General features: G+C 73.1%; 21 protein-coding genes, 1 tRNA gene and 2 pseudogenes. 16 read left to right on the forward strand and 8 right to left on the reverse strand.

Translation table 11 applies throughout. From position 1 onward, the window contains the following. The first annotated feature begins 137 nt into the window (after nt 1–137). Nucleotides 138–740: a sigma-70 family RNA polymerase sigma factor gene (locus ACFY0O_RS16235; protein WP_388947342.1), complete on the forward strand. Its 603-nt coding sequence runs from the start codon at nt 138–140 to the stop codon at nt 738–740. 788 nt (nt 741–1,528) lie between these two features. Beyond that, nucleotides 1,529–2,272, forward strand: a pseudogene (locus tag ACFY0O_RS16240) (IclR family transcriptional regulator C-terminal domain-containing protein); the annotation flags it as partial. Between the two features lie 316 nt (nt 2,273–2,588). Here the strand turns inward: ACFY0O_RS16240 and ACFY0O_RS16245 are convergent. Beyond that, entirely contained in the window at nt 2,589–4,241 is a 1,653-nt protein-coding gene (locus tag ACFY0O_RS16245) for a serine/threonine-protein kinase (protein WP_388947343.1), read from the reverse strand. A 377-nt stretch (nt 4,242–4,618) separates the two neighbouring features. On the opposite strand from ACFY0O_RS16245, the pseudogene ACFY0O_RS16250 reads away from it, so the two are divergent. The 6 genes and pseudogenes from ACFY0O_RS16250 to ACFY0O_RS16275 form a co-directional block, all read left to right on the forward strand. After that, nucleotides 4,619–4,852 (forward strand): annotated as a pseudogene (locus ACFY0O_RS16250) (hypothetical protein); the annotation flags it as partial. Next, complete coding sequence (locus ACFY0O_RS16255) at nt 4,827–5,357, forward strand: DUF6879 family protein (RefSeq protein WP_388531291.1); 531 nt, start codon at nt 4,827–4,829, stop codon at nt 5,355–5,357. The pseudogene ACFY0O_RS16250 and the gene ACFY0O_RS16255, both read left to right, overlap by 26 nt. Before the next feature lie 26 nt (nt 5,358–5,383). After that, a complete protein-coding gene (locus ACFY0O_RS16260; protein WP_388947344.1) occupies nt 5,384–6,232 on the forward strand; it encodes a helix-turn-helix domain-containing protein in 849 nt (282 codons plus the stop codon). Nucleotides 6,233–6,521: 289 nt separating this feature from the next. After that, nucleotides 6,522–6,743, forward strand: a complete 222-nt coding sequence (locus ACFY0O_RS16265) for a hypothetical protein (RefSeq protein WP_388947345.1) — start codon at nt 6,522–6,524, stop codon at nt 6,741–6,743. 163 nt (nt 6,744–6,906) lie between these two features. Next, the gene (locus ACFY0O_RS16270; RefSeq protein ID WP_388947524.1) at nt 6,907–7,338 is read left to right on the forward strand and encodes a hypothetical protein; all 432 of its coding nucleotides are present in this window, start codon (nt 6,907–6,909) and stop codon (nt 7,336–7,338) included. A 70-nt stretch (nt 7,339–7,408) separates the two neighbouring features. Then, nucleotides 7,409–7,840, forward strand: coding sequence for a hypothetical protein (locus ACFY0O_RS16275; protein ID WP_388947346.1), 432 nt, complete (start codon nt 7,409–7,411; stop codon nt 7,838–7,840). 75 nt (nt 7,841–7,915) lie between these two features. On the opposite strand, the gene ACFY0O_RS16280 is transcribed toward ACFY0O_RS16275, so the two are convergent. Continuing rightward, nucleotides 7,916–9,289, reverse strand: a complete 1,374-nt coding sequence (locus tag ACFY0O_RS16280) for a DUF3987 domain-containing protein (protein ID WP_388947347.1) — start codon at nt 9,287–9,289, stop codon at nt 7,916–7,918. 553 nt (nt 9,290–9,842) lie between these two features. On the opposite strand from ACFY0O_RS16280, the gene ACFY0O_RS16285 reads away from it, so the two are divergent. Then, a complete protein-coding gene (locus ACFY0O_RS16285; RefSeq protein ID WP_388947348.1) occupies nt 9,843–10,829 on the forward strand; it encodes a tyrosine-type recombinase/integrase in 987 nt (328 codons plus the stop codon). 88 nt (nt 10,830–10,917) lie between these two features. On the opposite strand, the gene ACFY0O_RS16290 is transcribed toward ACFY0O_RS16285, so the two are convergent. Both ACFY0O_RS16290 and ACFY0O_RS16295 read right to left on the reverse strand, forming a co-directional pair. Then, nucleotides 10,918–11,005: transfer RNA gene (locus tag ACFY0O_RS16290), tRNA-Leu, on the reverse strand. Nucleotides 11,006–11,167: 162 nt separating this feature from the next. Then, nucleotides 11,168–12,109 (reverse strand): beta-ketoacyl-ACP synthase III, encoded by a 942-nt coding sequence (locus ACFY0O_RS16295; protein WP_388947349.1) that lies wholly within the window; start codon nt 12,107–12,109, stop codon nt 11,168–11,170. Nucleotides 12,110–12,341: 232 nt separating this feature from the next. On the opposite strand from ACFY0O_RS16295, the gene fdhD reads away from it, so the two are divergent. Beyond that, the gene (fdhD, locus tag ACFY0O_RS16300; RefSeq protein ID WP_388947350.1) at nt 12,342–13,187 is read left to right on the forward strand and encodes a formate dehydrogenase accessory sulfurtransferase FdhD; all 846 of its coding nucleotides are present in this window, start codon (nt 12,342–12,344) and stop codon (nt 13,185–13,187) included. Nucleotides 13,188–13,247: 60 nt separating this feature from the next. Here fdhD and ACFY0O_RS16305 read toward each other — a convergent pair whose 3' ends face one another. Together ACFY0O_RS16305 and ACFY0O_RS16310 are read right to left on the reverse strand one after the other, a co-directional pair. Continuing rightward, a complete protein-coding gene (locus ACFY0O_RS16305) occupies nt 13,248–13,679 on the reverse strand; it encodes a (2Fe-2S) ferredoxin domain-containing protein (protein ID WP_388947351.1) in 432 nt (143 codons plus the stop codon). Nucleotides 13,680–13,688: 9 nt separating this feature from the next. Continuing rightward, nucleotides 13,689–14,741, reverse strand: coding sequence for a bile acid:sodium symporter family protein (locus ACFY0O_RS16310; RefSeq protein ID WP_388947352.1), 1,053 nt, complete (start codon nt 14,739–14,741; stop codon nt 13,689–13,691). Between the two features lie 143 nt (nt 14,742–14,884). Here ACFY0O_RS16310 and ACFY0O_RS16315 point away from each other — a divergent pair, with 143 nt between their 5' ends. From ACFY0O_RS16315 to ACFY0O_RS16330, 4 genes are all read left to right on the forward strand, one after another. Then, nucleotides 14,885–15,736, forward strand: a complete 852-nt coding sequence (locus tag ACFY0O_RS16315) for a LysR substrate-binding domain-containing protein (RefSeq protein WP_358897073.1) — start codon at nt 14,885–14,887, stop codon at nt 15,734–15,736. A 176-nt stretch (nt 15,737–15,912) separates the two neighbouring features. After that, nucleotides 15,913–17,736, forward strand: coding sequence for an AMP-dependent synthetase/ligase (locus tag ACFY0O_RS16320; RefSeq protein ID WP_388947353.1), 1,824 nt, complete (start codon nt 15,913–15,915; stop codon nt 17,734–17,736). Nucleotides 17,737–17,887: 151 nt separating this feature from the next. Then, nucleotides 17,888–18,730 carry an aldo/keto reductase gene (locus ACFY0O_RS16325; RefSeq protein ID WP_388947354.1) on the forward strand — a complete coding sequence of 281 codons (843 nt, stop codon included), beginning with the start codon at nt 17,888–17,890 and terminating at the stop codon, nt 18,728–18,730. 103 nt (nt 18,731–18,833) lie between these two features. After that, a complete protein-coding gene (locus ACFY0O_RS16330; RefSeq protein ID WP_388947525.1) occupies nt 18,834–19,235 on the forward strand; it encodes an RICIN domain-containing protein in 402 nt (133 codons plus the stop codon). 30 nt (nt 19,236–19,265) lie between these two features. Here ACFY0O_RS16330 and ACFY0O_RS16335 read toward each other — a convergent pair whose 3' ends face one another. Continuing rightward, a complete protein-coding gene (locus ACFY0O_RS16335; protein WP_388947355.1) occupies nt 19,266–19,571 on the reverse strand; it encodes a 4a-hydroxytetrahydrobiopterin dehydratase in 306 nt (101 codons plus the stop codon). A 143-nt stretch (nt 19,572–19,714) separates the two neighbouring features. On the opposite strand from ACFY0O_RS16335, the gene ACFY0O_RS16340 reads away from it, so the two are divergent. Both ACFY0O_RS16340 and ACFY0O_RS16345 read left to right on the forward strand, forming a co-directional pair. Continuing rightward, nucleotides 19,715–20,518, forward strand: coding sequence for a helix-turn-helix domain-containing protein (locus ACFY0O_RS16340; RefSeq protein WP_388947356.1), 804 nt, complete (start codon nt 19,715–19,717; stop codon nt 20,516–20,518). A 268-nt stretch (nt 20,519–20,786) separates the two neighbouring features. Further along, nucleotides 20,787–22,304, forward strand: a complete 1,518-nt coding sequence (locus ACFY0O_RS16345; RefSeq protein WP_388947357.1) for an NAD(P)/FAD-dependent oxidoreductase — start codon at nt 20,787–20,789, stop codon at nt 22,302–22,304. 109 nt (nt 22,305–22,413) lie between these two features. Here ACFY0O_RS16345 and ACFY0O_RS16350 read toward each other — a convergent pair whose 3' ends face one another. Beyond that, nucleotides 22,414–23,259, reverse strand: coding sequence for a bifunctional 5,10-methylenetetrahydrofolate dehydrogenase/5,10-methenyltetrahydrofolate cyclohydrolase (locus ACFY0O_RS16350; protein WP_388947526.1), 846 nt, complete (start codon nt 23,257–23,259; stop codon nt 22,414–22,416). Nucleotides 23,260–23,325: the final 66 nt, after the last annotated feature.

The following is a 23,325-nucleotide window of genomic DNA, read 5'->3' on the forward strand; positions in this document are numbered from 1 at the left end:
ACCGGCCCTCCGCCTGATCGGGATCGCTCACCAACCGGTCACCGCCCGACGTAATCCCTTCAGCTTCCTCATCCGCGCCCCCCGAGTGCGCCGGTGGTGCTCTCATGGACCGGCACCAGGGGATGAGGTGGGGAACGGTGAACGATGGCGGACCGGAGGAGTCCGGCGGGGCCGTGGGGCTGCCCAGCCGGCGGCGGCAGCCGACGCCCATGAGCCAGTGGGACCCGACCGCGCGCCTGTCGTACTGGGCCTTCCACAGCAACCGGCGGCCCGCGTACATGCGCTTCGCGTACCTCCAGCTCGGCTCCGACGCGGACGCCGAGGACGCGGTGGACGCCACCTTCGACTCGATCATGCACGAATGGCTCCGCATGCTGCACATGGACCGCCTCGACGCCTACGCCTGGACCGTGCTGAAGCAGCGCATCGTCGACTGGCAGCGGCGCCGCGACCCCCGCCTGCGCCGGCCCGAGCCGATGGACATCAGCGCCTTCGAGGCGGCCCTCAAGGAGGCCCACCCCGACCAGTACGAGGTACTGACCGACACCATCCGCTTCTACCAGGCCGTCTCCCGCCTCGCCGAGCGCCAGCGGGACACCGTGATGCTGCGTTACGGGCTCCAGTGCACCCCGGGCGAGGCCGCCGCCGTGATGGGCGTCGACGAGGCCACCGTCCGCTCGCAGCTCGGCCAGGCCCACCGGCGCCTCGCGCGGCTGCTCGACGCCGCCCCCGAATCATGAGCGCCGCCGACGGCGACCGCACCGGGGCGGAGGGCGGCCGCACCGCGGGCCGGCGCCCCCTGTCCGAGTTCCTGCTGCGCGCGGCCGTGCGCGACCGCTACCCGCACTACGACCTCGGCGCCGCCGAGGCCCGCCTGCTGCGCGTCCCCCGCGCCTCGGGCGCCCCCGCCGCGCCGGCCGGCCGCAGCAGGCGGCGCCCCTTCGGCTGGGCCGACCCGGCCCGGGACCGTCCGCTGGACTCCGAGCGGGCCCGCCGGGACCTGCGGGCCGCCTGCCTCGCCGTGGTCTGCGATCCGCTCGCGCGCCGCGACCTCGGCCGCTTCGTGGAAGTCGACGGCGGCCACGCCGACCCGCCCGGAGCGCTCGTCTTCGGCTGCCTGCTGCACCTGGCGGGGCTGCGCGAGGGCGCCCGGTTCTGGTGGCAGTTCGCCGCCGGTTCGGGGAGCGCGCGCACCGCCCCCGCCGCCCACTGCCTGTTCCTGGACCACTCCCGGCGCGGGGAGCACCACGACGCCCGCCTGTGGGCCCGCGAGCTGTGCCGCCGCGGCTTCCGGCCCGGGGGCCGCCGGGAGCTGCGCGAGGTCCGGCTGTGCGCCCAGGCGGCCGTCCTGCGGTACGTCGTCCAGTGCGACGATGCCGATCTGGGCCCGGTGCCGCTGCCCGGGCCGGAGCTTCCCGGGGTGCTGGCCGCGTTCCTGGCGCCGCCCCCGCTCCCGGCGCCCCGGCCCCGCCCCACCGCGGGCCCGCTGCGCCACCCCGCGCTGACCGCGGCCGCCCGGGGCACGGCGGTGCGGAACGACACCGGGGAGGCCCTGGCGCAGGCGCGCCGCGCGCTGGACGTCGTACGGGTCCTGGAGCGGCACCCGCTGGGGGTGCGCGCCGGGCAGCTCGCGCGGGGGGCCGGGCTGACGGAGGCGGCGCTGCGGCCGCTGCTGTCGATGCTGTGCGAGGAGGAGTACGCCTTCCGCCCCGGGGCCGGGGTGTACGCGCCCGGCCCGGCCCTGGACCGGCTCGCGGCCCCGGGCGGCGGCGGTCTGGCGGGTCAGCTCCAGCGCACCCTGGCGCTGGCGCGGGACAGCGCGGGCGCCGCCGTCTACCTCAGCCGGTACGCGGAGGGCGAGGTCCGGATCACCCAGATGGCGGACGGGCCGGGGGCGCCGCCGGTGCGGGAGTGGGTGGACTTCAGGGCCGCCGCGCACGCCAGCGCGGTCGGCAAGTGCCTGCTGACCCAGCTCGACCACGAGGTCCGGGCCGACCACGTGGCCCGCCACCGCCCGGCCCGGCTCACCCCGCACACCATCACCGACAGCCGGGTCCTGTTCAGCGCCCTCGACTCGGTGGCCCCCGGGGCCCCCGTCTTCGACCTGCGCGAGTACTCCCCCGGGGTCGTCTGCGCGGCGGTGCCCATCGCCACGGGCGGCGCCGCCGGCAGCCTGGCCCTCTCCCTGCCCGCCGCCCACGCCCACCGCCTGCACGAGGCCACGCAGGCCCTGCGGCGCAAGGCGGTGCCGGTGCTGCTGGCGCTGCTGCTGTCGGGCGCCATCCCGCCGGACGCCCCGGCGGGGGCCCCGCCCGCCCCGGACGCCGCCCCGGCCCCGGAGACCCTGCGCCACCTGGGCCGGCTGTTCCGGACCCGGCTGACCCGGTTCGCGGCGTCGGCCGCCGGCCCCCACCTGGTCAGCGACTCCGCCTCGGGGGCGGCGTACCTGTTCGGCACCGGCCAGGAGGGCGACGGCCCGCGCCTGGCGCTGCCGCAGACCCTGGGCCCGCTGGCCCCGGGCAGCCTCCCCGCCCAGGAGGGGCTGCTGGTCCTGGGCACCTGAGGGCCGGCCCGGGCGGCCGGGGCGGCTAGGGCCTGAAGGAGTCCAGGGCGGTGTCGAAGTGGGCCCTGGCCTGGGCGAGGCGGCCGAGGGGGGCCGAGACCCAGACGTCGTACATCCGTCCGTTCCGGTCCCAGCCCAGGTCGTAGGTGTGCCGTGGCCCCTCGGCGGTGCTGAACCCGTCCCAGGTGAACTCCCACAGGGCCGCGGGCAGTCCGTCGTGGGTGGTGGGGACGACCGAGGCGTCGCGGTAGCCGGGGTTGTTGGACGGCCCGTTCGTGTCGGACCGCCGCATCGCGGCGAGCGGCCCGCCCGGCGCGGCGGAGGTCACCTTGATGCCGATCCGGATCGCCCCGTCCGGGGAGACGTAGAAGACCCGCTGGTCGTCGGTGGTGCGCTGGAAGTCCTGGGGCACGGCGAGGACGAACCCCGCCGGGTCGGCGGCCCACCGGTATCCGGCGGGCGCGGGCTTCCCGGCGGGCGGGGCCGGGGCCGGCGCGGTCACGGTGGTGGTCGCGGTCGCCGTCGCGGGCGCGGGGGAAGCGGCCGGGCCCACGGCCGGGAGCGGCGGGGCGGTCGCGGCGGGGGCCGTCGGGCCGGGCCGGTCGTCCCGCGCGGTGTCCTGGCCGCCCTCCGGGCGGGAGACCAGGGAGGTCACGGCCACGGCGCCGGCGACGGCCGCCACGACGAGCGCGGCGACCACTCCGCCGTGCAGACCCGGCCGGGACGTCCCCGCCCGCGCGGGGGCGCTCGGCACGGTGGCGCGCTCGGTCGGCGTGTAGCCCGCCGGGGCGGGGCCGGCGGGCCGCTCGGGGGCGGGGCCGAGGACGGGGAGGGTGCCGGTGGTCACGTACGCCGACAGCATCCGCTGCGCCTGCGCCGCGTCCAGCCGGCGGGCCGGGTCGCGTTCGAGCAGGCCGCGGACCAGCGGGGCCAAGGGGCCCGCCTGTGCGGGCGGGCGGATCTCGTCCTGGACGACGGCGTGCAGGACCCCGCCCAGCGAGTCGCGGTGGAAGGGGGACTCGCCGGTCAGCGCGGCGCACAGCAGGGCGCCCAGGGACCACAGGTCGGACGCGGGGCCGGCGTCGGCCCCCTGCATCCGTTCGGGAGAGGTGTACTCGGGTGAGCCGACGAACGCGCCGGTCTCGCTGATGGTGGTGGAGCCGGCGAGGCGGGCGATGCCGAAGTCGGTGAGCACCACCCGTCCGGTTCCGGCCTCGATCAGGACGTTGGCGGGCTTGACGTCGCGGTGGAGCACCCCGCGCCCGTGGGCCGCGTCCAGGGCCCCGAGCAGGGCGAGTCCGACGCGGGCGGTCTCCCCGGTGTCCAGGGGGCCGCTGGTGGTGAGGCGGTCGGCGAGCGAGCCGCCCTCGACGAGTTCCATGACGATGTACGGCCGGCCGTCGTCCTCGACGACGTCGTGCACGACGACCACGTGCGGGTGCCTGACCTGGGCGACGGTCCGCGCCTCGCGCAGCGCCCCCGCCGTCTCCGCGTCCTCGCCGACGTGGAGTTCCTTCACGGCGACCGCGCGTCCCAGGAGCTCGTCGGAGGCCCTCCAGACGGTCCCCATGCCGCCGCGGCCCAGCCTCTTCCCCAGGCGGTACCGCCCGGCGATCACGACGTCCTTGCGCGGTGCGTCCTGCGGCACGCTGTTCCCCCTCGACCCGGTCGGGCCCATGATGCCGCACCGGCGGATCCGGCCACCGGGCTCCGCTCCGGAACACGAAAAAGAACCCCACCGAAGTGGGGTTCTCTGTCTGTGTCCGAGGGGGGACTTGAACTCTCCTCTCGGGCACCAGCCCTTTTGTCTTCTGATCTGGGGAAACGTACTCCAGAAGGCCCTTCACCGATGGCGCGGTTGGTCACCGCTACCTGGCGTTCCCGTCCGTTCCCGCCCGCTGTTGGTCATGCGTTGGTCACGTAGCCAACGCCTGATGGGCGGGCCTGCCGCATGGCCGAGAACCGCTCACGAGGGCTCTGCGAGCGGCAGTCAGCCTTGACGCTCCGATGCCGCCGCAACGAAGCTCGTGCAAGTTGGCGTAAGCCACTCGACAAGATCCAGACACGGGGCAGCAGGGTTCCCCCACCGTATGGGTGGACGAGGAGAAGGGGGAGCTGGTGCTTCAAGGCTGGAAGCCAGACGAGAAGCTAGAGGCGGAGTGCGCCGCGTTCGAGGTTCCCGGCCATGCGCCGGGCATTCCGCCACACGAAGCAGTGATCCGGATTCCGGCCCGCATGGTGCCGATGCTGAGGAAGGCGTGCGATGTCGCAGAAGGAACCGGGCTTTAACGAGCTGCTGGCGGCGGCCCGGCACTCGGCGCTGCACCTGGAGATGCGCGACTCGTACGGGGTGGGCGACGAGGCCGAGGACTTCGAGAACTGGCAGCGCACAGGCCAACGCGACGTGGACCCTGCCTCTGCCTACTGGGCGCCCTGGGTTGATTTGATTCGCGGCACCGTGGCCCGGGGAGTCGTCGTCCGCCGGGCCCGTGTGGTGTCGGAGCCGGTCACGGAGTACATCCGGTACGAGCATGCTGGCACCGTGGTGAACCTCCACGCCGGGGAACAGGTTCGCTGGCTCCCCCGCCGTCAGGCTTCCGACATCGCACTCCCTGGGAACGACTGCTGGGTGTTCGACGGGGAGATCGTGCTCTTCAACCACTTCACCGGGGAGGGGAGCTGGTCCGAGCCCGGTTGGGAGGTACGGTCCGAACCAGCCGTTGCAGCACTGGCCTCCGCAGCGTTCGAGACAGTGTGGGAGCGCGGTATCCCACACGAGAAGTACTCGGTCTGACCTGACGAATCGCGAAGAGCCAACTCATGTCTGCATCCCCCTCGTCCAGTGCCCAGGCTGCCCGTGAAGCCATCGCCGCCCGTCTCGGGGGCCTGCGCAGAGAGGCGGAGCTGACCGGGCATGAGCTGGCTCTTCGCTGTGGCTGGAGTCCGGCCAAGTCGTCACGCATCGAGCGGGCCAAGACACCCGCGTCTGACGCCGACATCCGCGCCTGGTGCAAGGCGTGCGGAGCTGAGGGCCAGGTAGAGGACCTGATCGCGGCGAATCGGCAAGCCGATCAGATGTACGTGCACTGGCAGAAGCTCCACCGGCACGGCATGCGCCGGGCACAAGAGGAAGTCGTTCCCCTGTACGAGCAAACGCGCCACTTCCGCGTGTATTGCTCGAACGTGGTCCCTGGGATGCTTCAAACCGAGGCGTACGCAGCGGCCCTGCTCTCGACCATCGCGGCCTTCCAAGGAACCCCAGACGATTCGGAGACGGCCGCCGCCTCCCGGATCGAACGCTCACGAGTTCTCCACGAGGGTGACCACCGGTTCGCTCTGCTCCTGGAAGAAACGGTGCTCCGCTACCGGATCGGCGACGAGGCCACCATGGCCGGCCAGCTCGGGTATCTCCTGGCAGTCATGGCCTTGCCGAACGTGAGCCTTGGAGTCATCCCGTTCACGACTCAGCGCCGTGTCTGGCCCCTGGAAGCCTTCTACCTGTTCGACAGCCGCCAAGCGAGCGTCGAGCTGCTCACGGCCGCCGTGAACGTGACTGCCCCCAGCGAGGTTGCCACCTACGCGAAGGCGTTCTCACAGCTGTCCAAGATCGCGGTACACGGTGCTGCCGCTCGGGCTCTGATCTCAGAGGCGATTACGTCTCTCGGGTAGTTCCCGTGCAAGCTCGTGCAAGAGCGTAGCCGCGTGGATTCGCCACTTCCTAGGGTCGTTCCATCGACTTTGGAAGCGATCGGGAGGGGCGCGGCGCGATGAAGACGGAACCCACTCAGAGGCATGAAGACCCGGGGACCGTCCCCTTGCGACCGCGCCCCCGGCCGGTTCCGGGTTGCCCGGAGTGCGCGCGGTTGGCACAGCTCCGTAAGGCCGCAGAGCTGGAGAGCGACCAGACGACTTCTACGGACTGCGACATCCTCATGCGGATGCACGGTACGGGCCACTGATGGAAATGCAGACGTGGCGGGACTCCTGGGGCCGAGCCGAAAACGCTTCGGAGTCCATACGCGCGGCCTTGGCCGCCCTCGGCGTTTCTGAGGCCGTGCAGAACAGCCTTCGGCCCACGGTGACCCACAACGGAGGGGCCTACGTGGACTTCGGCAAGATCCCGGCCGATGTGGTTGAGCAGATCGCCGAAGCTCTTCGCCTGCCCGCAACTCCCCTCTAACTTCCGCCCCTTGCGGGGGCGGGACTTCGGCCGGCACACGCACCGAGAGGAGGTGCAGAGATGACCGACCCCGGAGAGAAGGATGGCGGCGAGCAGTTCCCGCCCCCGCCCGCCGCCTGACCGGCCAGTCCTCAACCACAGAAGGGAACCACCAGTGACGACCATGCTGGAATCCCCCGTCGCCTTACGGCACGGGCGGGACCTCGTCAGTCCCGAGCTGTTCGAGAAGGTGTCGGAGTTCTGCGCGGAGGAATACGGACACGAACTGTCCACCGCCCGCCGGATCGTGGACCAGGCCCTTGCCTTCCTCAAGGTCATGGGCGACACCCGCGCGTTCGACATGACCCCGTCCGACGCCGTCGACCCCGGATGGCACTCGTTCGTGCTCCACACCCAGGCGTACGCCACCTGGTGCGACGAGCAGTTCGGGTTCTTCCTCGGACACGAGCCCAAGGCCACCGTCCGCACCCGCCCGCTGATCGGTTCCGTGGTGGACCGCGTCAGGGCCGCCGGGTTCCACGTCGATGAACGGCTGTGGGGCGCGGCGAAGGACTGCAACCCGCCCGCGTGCTGCGGTGACGGCGACGGCTGCTGAGCCACCACTGAACGGAAGCGGTCCGGGCGTGGCTAAGGCGCCCGGACCGCCACAGCCAAGGGTTCCAAAGATGAGCAGCAATGACGAGGGCCTGACCGGACGCAGTCGGGTCACTGTGTTCGCGATGTTCGGCACGGTCTTCGGCTACGCCACACACCATCTCGACGAACGACGGATCGGGGACGTGGCCGTGATCGGCCCTCTGACCCCTGGTGTCGAGTGGCCACGGCTGTGGCAGATGGCCCGTTCCTGCGGCAGGCCCGCAGCCAAGGAAACCGAACTCGCACAGTGGATCCTGATCCAGGCGACCCGGGCGTTCGTCTGCGGCAGCGACCGTATCGCGCAGTTCCCTGACCAGGGTTGGAAGCTGGAGCCCGGTGGGAAGCGCGTCAGCTTCGAAGCCACCTACGCCAACCGAGATCATCTGTGGACCGGCAACCTGACCGTGGACGGTCTCAGCCCGGATCAGGTAGCTGAGCGTCCTTCGCTCTACCGAGCGTAGCTCAGGTTGCAGTAGCCGAACCAACGAAAGAAGCCCCGGCCGATCGGCCGGGGCTTGATTGGTTTGGTGGACTGTTTAGAGCAGAGCGCGGAACGGGTTGGAAGCGGAGACCGGAGAAGCGGACCGCTTCACCGGCACGTCCACCGGAACGGGCTTCGGGGTCGGGCGGTAGGAGTCCAGGCGGACCACTGTGGCGCGGTTCTCCTCACGCTCCGCGCTGGCCGGCTGTGGGGTGGGAGAAGGGTTCGGCTGCTCTGTGTGAACGGAAGTGTCACCGCGGAGCGTGAAAACGGTCGCAGGTCGGCCCGTCTTCCCCGACCGTTCCACGGTGACGACGATTCCGGGCAGGGCCTTGACCTCTTCGGCGCTCGCCCCCACGTACGGGAGGACCTGGGAGGAGGTGGCGCGTCCGCCGTGCAGTTCGATGCGGGCCCGGACCTTGTCCGAGAGGCTGATCGGCTGCCGCTTCGCCCTCGGGGCGTCGGCTCCCTTGGTGATCCGTACCGCGTCCTGGACGGAACGGCGAACCAGGGTGAAGGCGGCCGACAGGATCTCTTCCGTGATGTTCTCGGAGCAGTCGGACGCGGCGAGGCAGGCCGCGACCCTGAGGGTCTGCTCTGCGGTCCGTTCGACGTACACGGCCTGAGCCTCGGGCAGGGATTCCGCCAGGATGCGGGCGTAGCGCCTCACGATCCGCCAGAGCGGGCGGGCGTCCTCGGAGAGGGTGATCACGCGTGGTCGGGCGGTGGCCCATCCGTAAGCGTCGGACAGTTCCCGTCCGTCCACCTTGGGCAGGCTCACGCGGTCATCGTCGAGCATCGGGACCGCACCGAGCAGGAAGGGCAGGATGCGGTTGTACGACCCTCCGGCCGCCTCCGACTCGCCTACGTACTTGGCCCAGTCGGACGGAGTGATATGCGCGTGAAGGACCATGGCGGGATCTCGGATTTCCTGGGCCTCTTCCTTGGTCGTGTTGCGGAGCGTCGCCCCGTCCCACGCCGCTCGGAGCTTCGTGGTGAACGACGCGTCGCGCTTGACCCGCTTCAAGACCTCCGTCCATTCCTCCTCGACCACCAGGGCCCGGATGTCGCGCCCGTGCTCCGTCTCGGCGGTCGCTTCCTGCTGCTCCCACAGGTGATGGACGAGACTGGCACCGGAAGTGATCCCGGATGTGGTGTGCGTAGCGAGGAAGCGTCCCAGGGAAGGGTCCAGGACGTGAAGCGCTGCCCGTAGCGCGGTCCCTTTCCCGCGCCCCGTGCCGGCCACCAGAGCGGACCACAGCAGAGCGGGGCGGGCGGAGCCACGGGAGGAGACCTTGACGGTGCCGCTGATGGCGGCCGACCACATCGACAGGGCGGCCACGTACACCCCAAGGGCGTCCGCTTCGAGGAACGGGGCGATCTTGCGGACTGCTCGGCCGATCGGACCGTACAGAACGGGGCTGCTCATGCTGCTGTCGCTTCCTGGGAGTTGGTTCGGTTGAGAGGGGCGACGGACCGCCACCGGCCCTCGTCCTTGGTCTGAGCGTTGGGTTCCTTGGCTGTCTTACGCAGCAGTGGGAGCGCGTCGCCCCCGTCCGCCGGGATGATCACGGCGGTACAGCGGGTCACCTTGTCCATCGGGACATGTCGCCTCACGGTGGCCACCGTGGCGGGGTCGTTGCTCACGACCCCCGTGCGCTGCCTGCCGTTGGGCGTGGTCCAGGTGATCCAGGAACCGGGCGTGCAGTTGCCCTTGGACGGTTTCGACTCGGCCCCGTATGCCTTGGCGCTCTTCCACACGCTCAGATCACGGGGCCCGGGGTGACGGCCGCAGTCAGCGGCCGTCACCGTGGGCGCGACACTCAGGCCGCTGCCGCTTTTCCCTGGACAGGCTCCCGGTGGGCCAGCTCGAAGGCATGGCGAACGTTCATCGGGACACGACCCTGGACGGGGAGGTTCGGCCAACCGTTCTTCCGTGGCTCGACAAGTGGCTGAGCACCCACAGAAAGGAGGGAACGACCGTGGCCGGGTACGAGACGAAGATCCGTCTGCACATCAAGCCGCACATCGGTGGCGTGAAGCTGTGCGAGGTCACGGACGACACCCTTGACGACCTGTACCGGCTGCTGGAGACCGCGCCGTGCTCGACGAACAAGGGCAAGCCGCTCGGGGCCAAGTCCGTCCGGCACGTCCACAACATCCTCTCGGGTGCTCTCGGGGCGGCGGTGCCCAAGCTGATACCCGCCAACCCGGCGGCGACGGCGCACCCGCCCACGGCCCGGCAGATCCGGGCCCAGGAGCAGAAGTACCCCACCCTGGACGACGGGCAGACGGCCCGGTTCCTGGGGACGGTGTGGGAGCCGTGCGGCAACCGGGCTTGTGACGGGGGCCTGACTCACCACTGCCTCCGGGACGCCCCGCTGTGGACCGTCTACGCCGCAACCGGCGTCCGCCGCAGCGAGGCCCTTGGCATGAAGTGGTCCCTCGTGAACTGGGACGAGGGCTCCATCGAACTGGGCTGGGTCGTGGTGGAGGAGGGTAACGCCTACCGGCTTCGGAAGCTGACCAAGGACGGCGACGACAACGCCGTCATCTACGTGGACCAGTCCGTGATCAACGTCCTCAAGTGGCAGAAGCAGCGACAGGACGAGGAGCGGAAGCGGCTCGGCCCCGCGTGGACGGATCACGACCTGGTGTTCGCCCGGGACGGCTTCAAGCTCTACCGGGGTGAGGCAGGAGGCCCGCAGGACCCCGAGAAGGTCTCGGCACGCTGGCGCACCCTCCGGACGCGCCTGCACCTGCCGGAGGACTTCCGAATCCATGACTGGAGGCACAGCAAGGTCACGAACGACCTGGAGGCCGGGGAGAACCCCGTAGAGGTCTCCGCGAACGTCCGGCACCACTCGCCGGGCTACACGATGGCCCGGTACGGGCACTCTCGTAAGGACGGAGCGCGCCGACTGGCCGCCTCCGGTGCGGGCCGACTCGGCCTGTCGTCCCTGGTCTGACCTGGGGAATCTCTGGGCCGTTGGTCACGTGGTTGGTCACGCCACCGCCCAGAAAAGCAGAAAACCCCACATGAAGTGGGGTCTCAGCTGGTGTCCGAGGGGGGACTTGAACCCCCACGCCCGATAAAGGGCACTAGCACCTCAAGCTAGCGCGTCTGCCATTCCGCCACCCGGACCGGTGGCCGACCCCGGTTTCCCGCGGCGACATGGACAACAATAGCAGGGGATCGGCGGCCCTCCGACCAGATATCCGGCCCGGCCCGCGGCCCGCCACGCCGCGCTGACCTGCGGCCGGGCACCTCCCCGGGACAGCGCGCCCGGCGGCCGGGGGGCGCCCCCTAGGGACAGCGGATGACCTGGCCGGCGTAGGAGAGGTTGCCGCCGAAGCCGAAGAGGAGGACGGGGGCACCGCTGGGGATCTCGCGGCGCTCGACCAGCTTGGAGAGGGCCATCGGGATGCTGGCCGCCGAGGTGTTGCCGGAGTCGACCACGTCGCGGGCGACGACGGCGTTCACGGCGCCGATCTTGGCGGCGAGGGGTTCGATGATCCGCAGGTTGGCCTGGTGCAGGACGACCCCGGCGAGCTCCTCGGGGGTGATCCCGGCCTTCTCGCAGGTCTTGCGGGCCAGGGCGGGCAGCCGGCTGGTGGTCCAGCGGTAGACGGACTGGCCCTCCTGCGCGAAGACCGGCGGGGTGCCCTCGATGCGCACCGCGTGGCCCATTTCCGGGACCGAGCCCCACAGCACCGGTCCGACGCCCGGTTCGGCGCAGGCCTCGACGACGGCGGCTCCGGCGCCGTCGCCGGTCAGCACGCAGGTGGTGCGGTCGCTCCAGTCGGTGATCCCGGCCATCGTGTCGGCGCCGATGACCAGGGCGCGGGTGGCGGAACCGGAGCGGATCGCGTGGTCGGCGGTGGCCAGGGCGTGGGTGAAGCCGGAGCAGACGACGTTGAGGTCCATCACGGCGGGCGCGCTGGCCATGCCCAGCTTGGCGGCGACGCGGGCGGCCATGTTGGGGGAACGGTCGATGGCGGTGGAGGTGGCCACGAGGACGAGGTCGATGTCGTCGGGGATCAGGCCGGCGTTGGCGAGGGCCTTGGCCGCGGCCTGGTAGGCCAGCTCGTCGACCGGCTCGTCGGGGCCGGCGATGTGCCGGGTCCGGATGCCGACGCGGGAGAGGATCCACTCGTCGCTGGTGTCGACCATGCCCGCGAGGTCCTCGTTGGTGAGCACCTTCGCGGGCTGGTAGTGCCCGAGCGCCACCACGCGTGAACCGGTCATGGGCGGGATCCCCCTTTGTAGGCAGACAGGATCATTCACCTTCTCCTGCTACCGATGAGTACGTCTGCGTGCAACCCGACAGGATTGGGGCCTCGGAATTTGGAGAATTCCCAGCATCCCCCAGCCCGGAGACCGGGCCCGTCCGCGATCCGGGAGAATGTCCTCGTCAGGTGCGCGATCCGGTGCACGACGCAGTACGGGACGCAGTACGGAACGGGCGGGGCTGATCGCTATGGGACGGGTCACCGAACGGCGCCGCGTCATACGGGTCCGGGGCGGGGCGGCCGGTGTCCGGCCGGACACCCTGGTCGCGGAGGAGCCGCTGGAGATCAGGCTGAACGGCAAGCCGCTGGCCATCACGATGCGCACCCCCGGTGACGACTTCGCGCTGGCGGCGGGCTTCCTGGTCAGCGAGGGCGTGATCGCGCGGGCGTCGGACGTCCAGGCCGTGACCTACTGCGAAGGGGCCACGGAGGACGGCTCCAACACCTACAACGTGGTCAACGTGCAGCTGGCGGCCGGGGTTCCGGTGCCGGACATCACGCTGGAGCGCAACGTCTACACCACCTCCTCGTGCGGTCTGTGCGGCAAGGCCAGCCTGGACGCCGTGCGCACGGCGACCCGTTTCCCGGGGCTCGCGGCCGATCCGGTACGGGTGCGCGCGGAGCTGCTCGCGGAGCTGCCGGACCGGCTGCGCGGGGCGCAGAAGGTCTTCGACCGCACGGGCGGGCTGCACGCCGCCGGGCTGTTCTCGGCGGAGGGCGAGCTGCTCGACGTGCGGGAGGACGTGGGGCGGCACAACGCCGTGGACAAGATCGTCGGGCGGGCGCTGCAGGCCGGCCGGCTGCCGCTGGCCGGGGCGGTGCTGCTGGTGTCGGGCCGGGCCTCCTTCGAGCTGGCGCAGAAGGCGGTGATGGCCGGGCTGCCGGTGCTGGCGGCGGTGTCGGCGCCGTCCTCGCTGGCGGTGGACCTGGCGGCGGACGCGGGGCTGACCCTGGTGGGCTTCCTGCGGGGGCCGGACATGAACATCTACGCGGGTGAGGAGCGGATCCTCCTGCCCGCCCCCGAGGCGGAGTAGCCCCAGACGGTGTCGTGTGGACCAGGCCGGGCTCGCGACGCCTGGTCCACACGACACCGCCTACTTCCGGCGCCTGCCCCGGCGCGGCGCGGACTCGGCCGGCTTCGGCTCCGGGGGGTCGATGCGGTGCAGGTCGAGGGTGGCGGGGAGCGGGGTGGCGCCCGGGCCGCCGGACTCGGCCCAGGCGATGATCTCCTGCGTCGCGGTGTCGTCCAGGGCCCAGCCGAACCAGACGGCGCGGGCGCCCCGGCGGCGGGCCTCGGTGGTGGGCTGGACCACGATCACGTTGGCCCGCTCGCAGGGTCCGAGGCAGTCGCTGGTCCGGACGGCCAGCCGGCCTCCGGAGGCGTCGGCGGCCTCACGGAGCCGGGCGAGCTGGCCGGCGTGGTCGGTGCCGGGGTTCTTGCGGGGGTCCCCGCAGCAGCAGCCCCGGCAGACCACGAGGGTGCAGGGGCGGGGGGCGTGGGCGGCGAGCGGGCGTATCCAGGTCACCGCCGCACGTTACCGGCCCCGCGCGGCCGGGTGTTGGGGCCGGGGCGAGACCTCCGCCACAGGGTGGTCCGGGAGTTGGGTGCCGTCCGGCTCCCGCGGGTCGCCGGCGCGGCGGCGGGCGAGGACGGCGCACACCATCAGCTGCATCTGGTGGAAGAGCATCAGCGGCAGCACGGCGAGGGAGGCCTGCGCGCCGAACAGGACGCTGGCCATGGGGAGTCCGGCGGCCAGGCTCTTCTTCGACCCGGCGAACTGGATGGCGATCCGGTCCGCGCGGCCGAAGCCGAGGCGGGCGGCCCCGTACCAGGTGACGAGGAGCATGACGGCGAGGAGCACGGCCTCCACGGCCATCAGCACGCCGAGGCGCGGGAGGCTGACCCGGTGCCAGACCCCGGCGGCCATGCCCGCGCTGAAGGCGGCGTAGACGACGAGGAGGATCGAGCCCCGGTCGACGTAGCCGAGGACCTGCTTGTGCCGGGTGAGGAATCCGCCGACCCAGCGGCGCAGGCCCTGGCCGAGGAGGAAGGGGAGCAGCAGCTGGACGACGATCTTCAGGAGGGAGTCCGCGGAGAAGCCGCCGGTGTCGCCGCCGAGCAGGGCGCCGGCGAGCAGGGGGGTCACGACGATGCCGGCGAGGCTGGAGAAGGAGCCGGCGCAGATCGCGGCGGGGACGTTGCCGCGGGCGATGGAGGTGAAGGCGATGGAGGACTGGATGGTCGAGGGGACCAGGCAGAGGAAGAGCAGTCCGTTGTAGAGGGGCTGCGTCAGCAGGGTGGGGACGAGGAGCCGGGCGGCCAGGCCGAGGGCCGGGAACAGCAGGAAGGTGCAGGCCAGCACGGTGAGGTGGAGGCGCCAGTGGCGCAGTCCGTCGAGGGCCTCGCGGGTGGAGAGCCGGGCTCCGTAGAGGAAGAAGAGCAGGGCCACGGCGGCGGTGGAGGCGCCGTCGGCGGCCGTGGCGGCGGGGCCCCGGGCGGGGAGCAGCGCGGCGAGGCCCACGGTGGCGAGGAGCGCCAGTACGTAGGGGTCCAGGGGGAGCCGGGCGGGGGGTCGGGGGCGTCGCATGGGCTTGGCTCGCTTGCTGTCGTTCCGGGCGCGCTCGGTGGCGGCGGGCGGCTTCCATCGTCGCCGGTGCGCGGTCATCGGGAAATGCGCACACCGCTCTGACTGCCATCGCGTGCCGTGATGAGCGGTACTACGCTGGGGGCGTGTACGACCCCGTCCAGTTGCGCACCTTCCTCACGGTGGCGCAGACGCTGAGCTTCACCCAGGCCGCGGGGCGGCTGGGGGTGCGGCAGTCCACCGTCAGCCAGCACGTGCGGCGGCTGGAGGAGGCCACGGGCCGGCCGCTGTTCGCCCGGGACACGCACAGCGTGGCGCTGACGGAGGACGGGGAGGCGCTGCTGGGCTTCGCGCGCACGATCCTGGAGGCGCACGAGCGGGCGGCGGCCTTCTTCGCCGGGACCCGGCTGCGGGGGCGGCTGCGGTTCGGGGCGTCGGAGGACTTCGTGCTGACGCGGCTGCCGGAGATCCTGGAGGGGTTCCGGCACGAGCACCCCGAGGTGGACCTGGAGCTGTCGGTCGAGCTGTCGGGCGTCCTGCACGAGCGGCTGGACGAGGGCCGCCTGGACCTGGTGCTGGCCAAGCGGCGCGGGCCGGGGGACGAGCGGGGCCGGCTGGTGTGGCGGGACCGGATGGTGTGGATCGGGGCGGAGGGGCTGCGGCCGGACCCGGAGCGGCCGGTACCGCTGATCGTGTTCCCGCCTCCCGGGATCACGCGGGCGCGGGCGCTGGAGGTGCTGGAGCGGGAGGGGCGGGCCTGGCGGATCGCCTGTACGAGCGGGAGCCTGAGCGGGCTGATCGCGGCGGCCCGTGCGGGGCTCGGGGTGATGGCGCACACCCGGGGACTGATCCCACCGGGTCTGGTGCGGGTGGGCGGGCTGCCGGAGCTGGGGCCGGTGGAGTTCGCCCTGGTGCAGGGCGGCCGCCCGACCCCGGCGGCGGAGGCCCTGGCGGCCGCGGTGCTGGCGGGCGGGGACCGGCTGAGCCGGCCGGCGTAGGGCGGGCGGTCGGTCGCGGCCGGCCCGGGCGGGCCGCGCGCTCGCCCCCGTGGTCGGTGAGTGCGCAGGTCACGGGGGCGCCGGGCGAGGGGATCTTGTGGAGGTTTCCGCAGGGGTGCCGGGCGGAGGGGGCGGTGGGGTAGCGTCTCGGCGCCCGGGACCCAAGGAGCGGAATGTTGCGCGAGTTCACCGTGCCCCCCGTGGTCAGCGGCCCGCCGGCCGGCGGCCTGGCCGACGTGGTCTTCGAGCATGCCGGACAGGACCCGCACGGGGTGGCGCTCGGCCGCAAGACGGCCGGGGTGTGGCGGGACGTGACCTCCGGGGAGCTGGCCGGGGAGGTGCTCGCACTCGCCAAGGGGCTGCTGGCGCAGGGGGTGCGGTTCGGGGACCGGGTCGCGGTGATGGCGCGCACCCGCTACGAGTGGACCCTGTTCGACTTCGCGCTGTGGGCGATCGGGGCCCAGCCGGTCCCGGTCTATCCGACCTCCTCGGCGGAGCAGGTGCACTGGATCCTGTACGACTCCTCCTGCACGGGGTGCGTCGTGGAGGACGAGGACCAGGCGATGACGGTCGGTTCGGTGATCGAGCGGCTGCCGCGGCTGCGGCTGCTGTGGCAACTCGACGCGGGGGCGGTGGCCGAACTGGTGGCGGCCGGGCGGGGGGTGGACGAGGACGTGGTGCACCGGCACCGCCGGGCCGTGACCCCGGACGCGGTCGCCACCGTCATCTACACCTCGGGGACGACGGGCCGCCCCAAGGGGTGCGTGCTCACCCACGCGAACTTCATGTTCGAGGCCGACACGCTGGTCGCCCGCTGGAAGTCGGTGTTCCGGGCGGGCCCCGGCGAGCAGCCGTCCACCCTGCTGTTCCTGCCGCTGGCGCACGTCTTCGGGCGGATGGTCGAGGTGGCCGCCGTCCGGGCGCGGGTCAAGCTCGGGCACCAGCCGGCGGTGGCCGCCTCGGAGCTGCTGCCCGATCTGGCCGCCTTCCGGCCGACGTTCGTGCTGGGGGTCCCGTACGTCTTCGAGAAGGTCTTCGCGGCGGCGCGCCGCGCGGCGGAGGCGGAGGGGCGGGCGGGGCCCTTCGACCGGGCGGTGGAGACGGCGGTGCGGTACGCGCAGGCGCGGGAGCAGAAGGCGTTCGGGACCGGGCCGGGGCCGTCGGCGGCGCTGCGGATGGAGCACCAGCTGTTCGAGAAGCTGGTGTACGGCAAGGTCCGCGAGGCCCTGGGCGGGCGGTTGCGGCACGCGATGTCGGGCGGCTCGGCGATGGCGCGGCGGCTGGGGCTGTTCTTCGACGGCGCCGGGATCACGGTGTTCGAGGGGTACGGGCTGACGGAGTCGTGCGCGGCGGCCACGGCGAACCCGCCGGGGGCGGTGAAGTACGGGACGGTGGGGCCGCCGATCCCCGGCACCACGGTGCACATCGCCGAGGACGGGGAGGTGTGGCTGCACGGCCCCCATGTCTTCTCCGGCTACCTGGGCGACGCGCGGGCGACGGAGGAGGTGCTGCGGGAAGGCTGGCTGGCGACCGGGGACCTGGGGCGGCTGGACGGGGACGGCTATCTGACGATCACCGGGCGCAAGAAGGAGATCCTGGTGACCTCGAACGGCAAGAGCGTGGCGCCGGCGGCGCTGGAGGAGCGGGTGCGTTCGCATCCGCTGGTGTCCCAGTGCGTCCTGGTGGGCAACGACCGGCCGTTCGTCACGGCGCTGGTGACCTTGGACATGGAGGGGATAGCGCACTGGCTGTCGATGCGCGGGCTGGCACAGCGGCCGGCGGAGCAGCTGGTGGGGGATCCGGCGCTGACGGCGGAGGTGCGGCGGGCGGTGGTGGCGGCCAACACCCTGGTGTCGCAGGCCGAGCAGATCCGCGCCTTCCGGGTGCTGGCGGGGCAGTTCACGGAGGAGCGGGGACTGCTGACGCCCTCGCTGAAGCTGAAGCGGCGGGCGATCGAGTCGGCGTACGCGCAGGAGATCGCGGGGCTCTACCCTTCCTGACCGGGCTCGGGGGGAGGGCGCGGGCTGAGCCGTCCGGGTGGTGCGGGGGCGGGGTGCCCGGTGGCGGGAATACGGTGTGCGGGGGGGCCGGTTGTGGCCCCCGTGCGCCCGCGCGCACCCCGCACCGCACCGACCCCGAGGAACACCCACCGTGCACCAGGTCCCGAACATCAAGCTCAACAACGGCACGCTCATGCCCCAGCTCGGCTTCGGCGTCTGGCAGGTCCCCGACGCCGAGGCGGAACGGGTCGTCGGGACGGCGCTGGAGGCCGGCTACCGCAGCGTCGACACCGCGGCCGTCTACGGCAACGAGCGGGGCACCGGCCGGGCGGTGACCGGCTCGGGGCTGCCGCGCGAGGAGCTGTTCGTGACCACCAAGCTGTGGAACGGGCCGGAGCAGCGCTGGGACCGGGACGCGGTGCTGCGCGCCTTCGACGACTCGCTCGGCAAGCTGGGCCTGGACCACGTCGACCTGTACCTGATCCACTGGCCGCGCCCGATGCGCGAGGACTTCCTCACCATCTGGAAGACCTTCGAGGAGATCGCGGCGAGCGGCCGCGCCAAGGCCGTCGGCGTGTCGAACTTCCGCCCGGCGGACCTGGAGCGGCTGCGGGCCGAGAGCCCCCTGGTCCCGGCGGTGAACCAGATCGAGCTGCACCCGCTGTTCCCGCAACCCGAACTGCGCGCGCTGCACGCCGGGCTGGGCATCGCGACCGAGGCCTGGTCCCCGCTGGGGCAGGGCAAGGAGCTGCTGGAGCTCCCGGCGGTGGCCGCCGTGGCCGCCCGGCACGGGCGCAGCGCGGCGCAGGTGGTGCTGCGCTGGCACCTCCAGCTGGGCACCATCGTGATCCCGAAGTCGGTGACCCCGTCCCGGATCCGGGAGAACCTGGACGTGTTCGGGTTCGAGCTGGACGCCGAGGACATGGCGGCGCTGGACGCGCTGGGCGCGGAGGGGCGCCGCATCGGTCCGGACCCGGCCGTCTTCGACGTCTGAAGCGGACGTGGACGTGGACGCTCCCCGCTCCGCCGGTTCCGCCGCCTCCTCGGCCGTTTCCGGCCGCCGCCCCGGCCCTCCGGGCCCGCGGGAGGGGGTCTACCTGATCCGTAACGAGGGCAGCGGGCTGGTGCTCCAGCTGGAGGGCTCCTCCCGGGTGCGGGTCGGTCCCGACGGGCCGCCCGCGCCGGAGGCCGCCCGGCGGTGGCGGCTCGCGCCGACGCACAGCGGGGCCGGGGTGTTCCACGTGGTGAGCGAGGACAACGGCCGGCGCCTCGACGTCGCGAACGCCTCGACCGAGAGCGGGGCGCGGGTGCAGGTGTGGCGGGCCAACGCCTTCGGCGCCCAGGAGTGGGTGGTCGAGGAGCACCTGGAGGATCCGGGCGTGGTCTCGCTGGTGGCGTGCATCAGCGGCCTGCTGCTGGAGGCCGACGGCCAGGGCCGGGCCCGGCAGGCCGAGGACGCCGACTCGCCGTCGCAGTGGTGGCGGCTGGAGCCGGCGTGAGCGGCCCCCCGCCCGGGCGGGGGGCCGGGGTCAGTTCGCGCCGTGGGCCGGCGCCAGCGCCTCCACGCGTTCGGCCAGGGCGAAGTCGGTCTCGGTGACGCGGCCGCCGGCGTCGTGGCTGTTCACGGCGAGGCGGACGGTGTTGTAGCCGAGGGTGAGGTCGGAGTGGTGGTTCAACTCGTCCTGGACCACCGCGATGTGGGCCACGAGCGCGCTGGCGGCGCGGTGCGTGTCCACCCGGTAGGTGCGCAGGATCCGGTCGTCCTCGAAGGCCCAGCCGGGCAGTTCCCGGAGCCGGTCCTCGATCTCCTTCTGCGAGAGCGGTTCACTGGGCATCCGCAGCCTCCTCGTGCTCGTTGCTCGTCCGCGTCCGTGATGTGCGGTCAGTTTTCCACGGTGCGCGCCGGAGTGAACCCTTCCCGCGCCGGTGCGCCCGGGTGCGTCCCCCCGGCCGGCGCTCCTCGGTTAACGTCGTGGGCATGACGACCTCGACCTCGGGGGACGCCCCCTCCGCGGGTCCCCTGCTGCGCGCCTGGCGGGTGCGGCGCGGGCTCAGCCAGCTGGAACTGGCGGGCCGGGCGGACTCCTCCGCGCGGCACATCAGCTTCATCGAGACGGGCCGCTCCCGGCCCAGCGAGGAGATGGTGCTGCGCCTCGCCGACCACCTCGACGTCCCGGTGCGGGAGCGCAACGCGCTGCTGCTGGCGGCCGGTTACGCGCCCCGGTACGCGCACACCCCGCTCGACGACCCGGCCATGGGCGTCCTGCGCGAGGGGCTGGAGCGGCTGCTGACCGGCTACGAGCCGTACCCGGCGCTGGTGGTGGACGGGACGTACACGGTGGTCGCGGCCAACCGGGGCGTCGCGATGCTGCTGGACGGGCTGCCGGAACACCTGCTGGCGCCGCCGCTGAACGCCATGCGGCTCACCCTGCACCCGGAGGGCCTCGCCGGGCGGATCCACAACCTGCGGGAGTGGCGGGGGCACCTGCTGGCCCAGATGGAACGGCAGATCGCGCTGGACCGCTCGGCGCCGCTGCGCGCCCTGTACGAGGAGGTGGCCGCGTACCCGGTGGCGGAGCGGCCCGGCGGCGCCGGCCCGGAAGGGCCCGTGCCGTACGTCGCGCTGCCGCTGCGCATCGAGCACGACGGGCACCTGCTGTCGTTCGTGTCGTCGATCTCCACCTTCAACACGCCGATGGACGTGACCGTCGCCGAGCTGGCGATCGAGACCTTCCTGCCGGCGGACCCGGCGACGGTGAAGTACCTGCGCGCCCTGGGCTGAGCCGGTGGGCCGGGGGCGGGTCCCGGGGACGAGTGCGCGGCCCCGGGACCCGGTGGCTCCACTGTGCCGCCGGGGGCGGGCGAGGTCGATTACCTCGCAGGTCATGACGGCCCACCGGTCCTGAACGGGACATTCCGGGGCGGCTGAAAACCTACTCGTCCGTATGGCGCGAATGTTGGGGATGCGCTGGAACGGCGCGGGGCCGGGGGCTAGGCTGCACCGCACCGAGCCCCCTCGAACGTCCAGTCGACATACGGAGAACCTCCCGGTGCGAGCCGCCACCCGCCGCGATGCGCCCGGCCGGGACGAGTCCTCCCGACCGCGCCACGCCGTCGTCATAGGCGCCAGCATGGCCGGCCTGCTGACGGCGGCCGTCCTCGCCGAGCACGCGAGGGTCACGGTCGTCGACGCCGACGTCCTCCCCGAGGGCCCGGAGCCCCGGCGCGGGCTGCCGCAGGCGCGGCACGTGCACGTGATGTGGTCGGGCGGGGCGCGCGCCATCGAGGAGATACTGCCGGGCATCACGGACGCCTGGACGGCGGCCGGGGCGATCCGGCGCCGGCTGCCCACCGACGTGGTGACGATGACCGCCCACGGCTGGCTGCCGCGCTACGGCGAGAAGCAGTTCACCGTCTCCTGCAGCCGCGACCTGCTGGACTCCGTGGTCCGCGCCCGGGTGACCGCGCTGCCCGGGGTCACGGTGCTCCAGCGCAGCCGGGTGCGCGGCCTGGAGGGCACGGCCGCGCGGATCACCGGGGTCCGCGTCGACACGCCGCAGGAGGCGGGCCGGCTGCTCCGCGCCGACCTCGTGGTCGACGCGGGCGGGCGCGGCTCGCGCTCCCGGCTCTGGCTGGAGGACCTCGGCGCGGGCGTCGTCCCACAGGCCGAGGTCGACTCCGGGCTGGTCTACGCGACACGGATCTTCCGGGCGCCCGAAGGGGCGCACGCCCTGGGCTTCCCCATCGTCAACGTCCAGTCCGACCCCCGGGTTCCCGTGCCCGGCCGCACCGCGACGATCGTCCCCATCGAGAACGGCCTGTGGCAGGCCACCCTCTCCGGTACCCGGGGCGGGCAGCCGACCGGCGATCCCGAGGCCTTCGTCCCGTTCGCCAAGGACCTGCGGGACCCGGTCGTGGGGCGGCTGCTGGAAGGGCGGACCCCCCTGACGGACGTGGCCGTCACCCAGGGCACCGCGAACCGGCGCCTGTACTTCGAGCGGACGGCCCTGCCCGACGGCTTCTTCGCCGTGGGGGACTCGGTGGCGACCTTCAACCCGCTCTACGGGCAGGGCATGTCGGTCGCCGCCAAGGGGCTGCTCGCCGTCCGCGCCCTGCTGCGGTCCGGGGGGCTGGCGCGGCCCGGCTTCGGCAGGGCGGCGCAGCGTGCGCTCACCCCGCAGGTGGCCGCCGCCTGGAGCCTGGCCACCTCGCAGGACGTCCTCTACCCGGGAGCCACCGGTGTGCGCCCGAGGCCGGGGCGGGGCCTGCTGGACGCGTACGTGAACCGGCTGATGGCCGGAGCCACCGTCGAGGAGCCGCTCACGGCCGCCTTCTTCGAGGTCATCACGATGTCCAGCGCACCAACCGCCTGGTTCCGCCCGGAGGTGCTCTGGAGGGTGCTGCGGTCCCCCTCCCGGGGGATGCTCCAGGGCCCGCCGCTGACGGCCGCCGAGCGGGCGGTCGCCGGGCTGGACGCGACGGCGGGCGGCGCCGGCCCGGCGGGCGGCCCCGAGGGCCCGGCGGGTCCGCCCCGGGAGGCGGGGCCCGCGGGCCCCGCCTCCCGGTGAGGCGCCGGCAAGGCCTCCGTGCGCTCCGTGCCGGGGAAGAACGGGCGAGCGCCCCGGACCGCCGGGGTCCGGGGCGCTCGGGGAGCGGGGAGCGGGGCTCGGGGCCGGCTCAGAGGTCCGCGAGGTCCAGGCCGGCCTGGGCGGCCGCGGCGTGGACGGTCTGCTCCAGCAGGACCGCGATGGTCATGGGGCCCACACCGCCGGGCACCGGGGTGATCAGGGAGGCGCGGGCGGCGGCGGACTCGAAGTGGACGTCGCCGACGTTGCCCTCGTTGTAGCCCGCGTCCAGGACGACGGCGCCCTCCTTGATGTCCTCGCCCCGGATGAACTCGGCCTTGCCCACGGCGGCGACCAGCACGTCGGCCTGGCGGACGATCGAGGAGAGGTCCTTGGTGCGGGAGTGGCAGTAGGTGACGGTGGCGTTCTGCTCCAGCAGCAGCATCCCGGCGGGCTTGCCCAGGATCGCGCTGCGGCCGACCACGACGGCGTGCTTGCCGGTGAGGTCCACCTCGTACTCGGCGAGCAGGCGCATGATGCCGCCGGGGGTGCAGGAGACGAAGCCGGGCAGGCCGAAGCCCATGGCGGCGAAGGAGTGCATGGTGACCCCGTCGACGTCCTTGCCGGGGGCGATGGCCTCGAAGGCGGCCCGCTCGTCGATGTGGTGCGGGACCGGGTGCTGGAGCAGGATGCCGCTGATCTCGGGGTCCTCCGAGAGGGCCGTGATCGTGGCGACGAGCTCCTCGGTGGTGGTCTCCGCCGGGAGGGCCACGTGGCGGGAGGTGATCCCGGCCTTGGCGCAGCGGTTCTGCTTCATGCGCACGTAGGTGACGGAGGCGGGGTCCTCGCCGACCAGGACGGTGGCCAGGCAGGGGGCGGTGCCGGTGCGCTCGGTGATCTTCGCCGCGAGGGCGGCGGTCTCCTCGGAGATGCGGCGGGCGAGGGCGGTGCCGTCCATGAGCTGGGCGGTGGCCGAGGGGGCAGTCGTCACGGGGTCTCCTGAACGTCGCTGCGGATCGCTGTT

It is taken from the genome of Streptomyces sp. NPDC001594, from assembly GCF_042893675.1.
Lineage (GTDB): Bacteria > Actinomycetota > Actinomycetes > Streptomycetales > Streptomycetaceae > Streptomyces.

Excerpts from the sequence above, each read along its gene's own strand:
- ACFY0O_RS16245 (WP_388947343.1), bottom strand. The coding sequence starts at position 4,241 with ATGGGCCCGACCGGGTCGAGGGGGAACAGCGTGCCGCAGGACGCACCG.
- ACFY0O_RS16255 (WP_388531291.1), top strand. The coding sequence starts at position 4,827 with ATGTCGCAGAAGGAACCGGGCTTTAACGAGCTGCTGGCGGCGGCCCGG.
- ACFY0O_RS16260 (WP_388947344.1), top strand. The coding sequence starts at position 5,384 with ATGTCTGCATCCCCCTCGTCCAGTGCCCAGGCTGCCCGTGAAGCCATC.
- ACFY0O_RS16265 (WP_388947345.1), top strand. The coding sequence starts at position 6,522 with ATGGAAATGCAGACGTGGCGGGACTCCTGGGGCCGAGCCGAAAACGCT.
- ACFY0O_RS16270 (WP_388947524.1), top strand. The coding sequence starts at position 6,907 with ATGCTGGAATCCCCCGTCGCCTTACGGCACGGGCGGGACCTCGTCAGT.
- ACFY0O_RS16275 (WP_388947346.1), top strand. The coding sequence starts at position 7,409 with ATGAGCAGCAATGACGAGGGCCTGACCGGACGCAGTCGGGTCACTGTG.
- ACFY0O_RS16280 (WP_388947347.1), bottom strand. The coding sequence starts at position 9,289 with ATGAGCAGCCCCGTTCTGTACGGTCCGATCGGCCGAGCAGTCCGCAAG.
- ACFY0O_RS16295 (WP_388947349.1), bottom strand. The coding sequence starts at position 12,109 with ATGACCGGTTCACGCGTGGTGGCGCTCGGGCACTACCAGCCCGCGAAG.
- fdhD (WP_388947350.1), top strand. The coding sequence starts at position 12,342 with ATGGGACGGGTCACCGAACGGCGCCGCGTCATACGGGTCCGGGGCGGG.
- ACFY0O_RS16310 (WP_388947352.1), bottom strand. The coding sequence starts at position 14,741 with ATGCGACGCCCCCGACCCCCCGCCCGGCTCCCCCTGGACCCCTACGTA.
- ACFY0O_RS16335 (WP_388947355.1), bottom strand. The coding sequence starts at position 19,571 with ATGCCCAGTGAACCGCTCTCGCAGAAGGAGATCGAGGACCGGCTCCGG.
- ACFY0O_RS16340 (WP_388947356.1), top strand. The coding sequence starts at position 19,715 with ATGACGACCTCGACCTCGGGGGACGCCCCCTCCGCGGGTCCCCTGCTG.
- ACFY0O_RS16350 (WP_388947526.1), bottom strand. The coding sequence starts at position 23,259 with ATGGACGGCACCGCCCTCGCCCGCCGCATCTCCGAGGAGACCGCCGCC.